Origin of the sequence: Actinospica acidithermotolerans, assembly GCF_018139625.1 — a bacterium.
Lineage (GTDB): Bacteria > Actinomycetota > Actinomycetes > Streptomycetales > Catenulisporaceae > Actinospica > Actinospica acidithermotolerans.
Map to the genome: position 1 here is coordinate 1 of NZ_JAGSOH010000228.1, position 4,115 is coordinate 4,115.

Below are 4,115 nucleotides of genomic sequence, written 5' to 3' on the forward strand. Positions count from 1 at the left end.
CCCAGGCCCACTCATTCGGCTCCGGCACCAGCCAATCAATCCCACCCAGCTTCGCTGCGTCTCAGCGCTACGCAGCACCTAGCACCAGCCACTCGGTAACGGCAGTAAATCCCCCCACCATCTCAGCCTTCCCGGAGCAGGCGGCCTCAGGTACTCGGTACCGTCCGCGCGGCTCACGTTCTTCGCGTTCCTGCGGCAACTGGTCTCAGGTTCTCGTTACCGCCCGCGCCCGTCACCTTCTCAGCGTTCCCGGAGCAGGCGGCCTCAGGTTCTCGTTACCGCCCGCGCCCCTCACCTTTTCAGCGTTCCCGCGGCAGCCGATATCAGGTACTCGGCGCCAGCCCTGCACTCATCCTCCAGTGTTCCTGCAGCAGGCGGTCTCAGGTGCTCGGCACCGACCCCGCCGTCATCCCTTCTTGGCGTTTCCACGTTGCCCGGTGCCGAGTGCCCGGTACTCGCTACTGGGCACTCGATACCGGCCACTCGGCACCGGCCGCTCCGCGTACTCTCCTACCCGCCGTTCGCCTTTTCGGCGGCCGGTGTCTGCCAATCCACTCAGCCGTTCTGGTGCTCAGCTGCCGGTGCTCTCCCAGGTCACGGAGAAGTCCTCACCGCTGCTGTCCAGGCCGGACGTGGTCGCCTCGGTGACGCCGCCGTCCGAGACCAGGTTGATCTGGGTCGGGCTGGCGTCGCCGATCGGACTCCCGTTCGCGGTCGCGCCGGTGAAGTCCACCGTGCCGAAGTCCGACAGCGGCAGCACGCCGTTGCTGTACGGCGCTTCGGCGATGACCTCCGCCGAGCCGTCCTGAGCGGTCGACGAGCTCTGGTTCGTTGTCTCCGACCAACCGGCCGTGTTGTCGGTCAGCGTCAGTGTGAACGTGCCCGATCCGTCGTCGCTGACGGATGCGGTGAACGAGTCGCCCGGCGTGACCGTGTCGCTGAAGTTCACCGGGTTGGCCGGGTACATCTCGTACCATGACGAGTACTCGGCCTGGCCGCTCGAGCAGTCGGCCTCGGTGCCGGTCTGCTCGACCGAGCTCGTGCCGTCGCCGTCGATGCCGACCCAGAAGCTCGAGTACGTGTCCTCGCTGCCGCAGCTGACCGAGGGCTGCACCCAGCTCGCCGAGACGCTGGTGTACGTGCTGCCGGTCGCGGCGTAGCCGGCCCAGTTGTCGCTGGTGTCGTGGAGGACGATCTTGCCGTTGTGGTGGACGGAGCTGACCGGCGTGAGATGCGCGGCGGACGTGCCGTGATGGCGCATCACGTCCCCGCGGCTGTGCACGTGGTGCTGGGACGTCGCGCCGGCCGACGCCGCGTCGTCGCGCGCCGGAACCGCGGCGAACGCGGCCGTGGACGTTCCGGCCGCCAGCGCGACGGCACTGAGGCCGATCGCCGGGGCGAGCCATCTCCTCGTGGGCATGGGAGAAACTCCTCTTGGGTGTGGGGTCCGTGGGCAGGAGTCGGCAGCGGGCGCGTCGTGGGTAGTGGCGCGTCTGCCGGGACGATCCTTGGTTGATGTCTGTGAACCTAGGGCCGTGAACCCTGAATGTCACCCGAAACCCAGGCAAAACAGTTGTCCGCAGGTCGCAAATCGCGTATCCCGTAACGCAAAGCCACGGTCAAGCATCGAAGCCTTAGCAAGTTCTTAACGAGGCTTAGCGGCGCCTGAGTGCCCCGCGATCCGGGGCCCGTCAACCCTCCCTGTCCACCCGCGAATCAACTCCAGGGCTGAGGCCCGCCGGCGCCCGGCGCCGTACGTTGAGACCCGCCACCCAGCAGTGCGACTAGTCCAACCCATCCCAATCAATCCGAGCGATCTCGATCTACAGGAGCAGACCATGTACTTTCTCATCCGCCGCCTGATCCGCCTGCTGAAGAACCGCAAGCGCCAGAGCGGCATCAACTCCTAGCCCTCATTCGAGCCAGCGCGCCTCGCCCTGGCGTTCGAGCTCAACACCGACTTGTGTGTGGTGGGCCTCAGCCAGGCGAGCCGCCGACTGCGGGCTCGATAGCCGGCTGCTATGACAATGCCATGATGGAGTTGTTCTCGGGCCGGGTGCAGACCGAACTGCTCAAGGGGTAGCGCTGGCGCACCCGCTCGAGCTCGCCAACGCGATCTTCGGCACCTCGAGTCCTCCACAACCGCCAGCGCTGGCACTGTGTCGTGTCGCGTCAGTATTGCGCTGCCTTCAGCTGCACCTTGCCCCAACCTGGCCGCCGCGCGGATGGACGCGGCGGGCGCTGGTCCCGGACGGCGGGCTGATCGTCACCGTGTTGCCGGAAGCCGGAAGCCGGAAGCCGGATGCCGGGTGCCTGATGCCGGAAGCCCGGGGTCGCTGCGCGAGATCGGCCGCCGGCACGCGGACCTGGTGCGCGTACCTGTGGGCCGTGCTGGCGCCTCTACCCGTCGTCAGCCATGCGCTGCGAGTCTCTGGACCAGTCGTTCCTTCGCCGCTGGCCATTCCTCCACCAGCAACCCGTAGAACACCGAGTCCCGTCGTGATCCGTCCCCTCGCGGCTTGTGACTGCGCAGCACGCCCTCCCGTACGGCGCCGAGCCGCTCGATCGCCGCCTGCGAGCGCAGGTTGAGATTGTCCGCCTGCCATTCGACCCGTACCGCGCCCAACGTCTCGAACGCACGCGTCATCAGCAGCAGTTTCGCCTCGGTGTTCACCCCGCTTCGCCAATATCCACGCGCCGTCATCGTCCCGCCGATGTGAACCGACTTCGTCTTCTCCTCGGGTGGTACGTAGCTGGACATGCCGATCAGCTCCTGAGTGCTCGGCTCGCGGTACACCCACGCCACTCGCGTTCCCAACGCCCACGCCTGAAGGATCCCCGCGACGTACGCGGTCATCTCGTCCTCGGTCCGCGGCTGTGTGGACGGGATGTATCGCCAAACCTCCTCATCGTCGAGAGCGTGAAAGAGCTCTGCTGCGTGCTCCAGTCGCAGTGCCTCGAGGACGACATGACGCCCCGTCAGCGTCGGCGCCTCAAGCCACGGCGATTCGGGCACGAGCGGGTGACGTTCGTACGGCGGCGAGTCGAGCATTGTCGAGGCCATGGGCTCCACCTATGTACTAGTACAACATGGCGATTGAAGTAATACAAGGCTAGCGCCACTGTAATCTCCCAAGCAACCCATTTCTGCCGCGCTTCGCCACCGTTAACGCTTACCGGTCGGGACGCTGGCGCAAGGTCGCTTCGCCTCATCACGCGAGATGCAGGAACAGAACCATGCACGGCCGACCGCCGCCCCACGGTTCGGCCGCGCACCGCCTTTAGCGTGCAACCGCTTAGCGCGCACCGCCTTCCGTCGCCTATCGTTCACCGTGCTCCGCGCATCGCCGGCCCCTTGAGCGCGCGCACGATTGGCGAGATCCCGATCTGCCGAACTTCCAGGTTCGCCATTGGCGTCGTCAGCTGGTCGCACAGCGAAGGTGTCCAGTTACACCACACCCGACGCGCGCAGAACGCCAGCCGCCTCCGTACGGCGCTCTGTGACCTGTTGGCCGGGATTCCCGTCCTGCTCTTCGTCCGCCGCTCAGCTTAGAAGGCCTGGTAGCGACCACGAGGCAGCAGCCGCGCCATCGGGGGAGGGGCGGCAAATTCGGCCCGTCCCCATTGCACGACCGCGACCGTCCCTCGGACTACGCCTGCGTAGCCAACTTGGCGGCCTTACCCCACGCATGCCACCGGTCGATCTCGATCCAGCAGCTCACCCGCTGCTGATCGCGGGCCGAGTAGTCGGACCCGGTGTAGTGCCGGGAGATCCGGTCGATGACTGAAAGATCCGGATCCTGCTCGGTGGATACGACCCGCCCCTGCAGACTCACGTGCGAGTACCACGTATCCCCGTCGAGGACCGTCAGGCTGACTCGCGGATCCGCCGCCAGGTAATCCAGCCGCTTCCGCACGGACGCCAGGTTCACCAAGATCCTTCCGTTCTCGTACAGATACCACGTCGCGACGGACACCGGCTGTCCATCAGGCCGGTTCGACGCGAACACGGCGGGATTCGGGCGGCTGAGGAACTCGGCGATCGGACCGGGCACAGGAGTCTTGGGCATGTCCCGACCGTAGCAGCCCCCGCCGACCAGCCCTCACGACCGACG

The 4,115-nt window shown here is 66.5% G+C and carries 3 protein-coding genes; all 3 read right to left on the reverse strand.

What is annotated here, in order from left to right; all coding sequences use genetic code 11:
* Positions 1-571: 571 nt before the first annotated feature.
* Complete coding sequence (locus KDK95_RS34050) at positions 572-1,420, reverse strand: G1 family glutamic endopeptidase (RefSeq protein ID WP_249162308.1); 849 nt, start codon at positions 1,418-1,420, stop codon at positions 572-574.
* 990 nt (positions 1,421-2,410) lie between these two features.
* Entirely contained in the window at positions 2,411-3,064 is a 654-nt protein-coding gene (locus tag KDK95_RS34055) for a GNAT family N-acetyltransferase (RefSeq protein WP_249162309.1), read from the reverse strand.
* 586 nt (positions 3,065-3,650) lie between these two features.
* Complete coding sequence (locus tag KDK95_RS34060; RefSeq protein WP_212522490.1) at positions 3,651-4,070, reverse strand: PPOX class F420-dependent oxidoreductase; 420 nt, start codon at positions 4,068-4,070, stop codon at positions 3,651-3,653.
* Between the last annotated feature and the right edge of the window lie 45 nt (positions 4,071-4,115).

Excerpts from the sequence above, each read along its gene's own strand:
- KDK95_RS34050 (WP_249162308.1), bottom strand. The coding sequence starts at position 1,420 with ATGCCCACGAGGAGATGGCTCGCCCCGGCGATCGGCCTCAGTGCCGTC.
- KDK95_RS34055 (WP_249162309.1), bottom strand. The coding sequence starts at position 3,064 with ATGGCCTCGACAATGCTCGACTCGCCGCCGTACGAACGTCACCCGCTC.
- KDK95_RS34060 (WP_212522490.1), bottom strand. The coding sequence starts at position 4,070 with ATGCCCAAGACTCCTGTGCCCGGTCCGATCGCCGAGTTCCTCAGCCGC.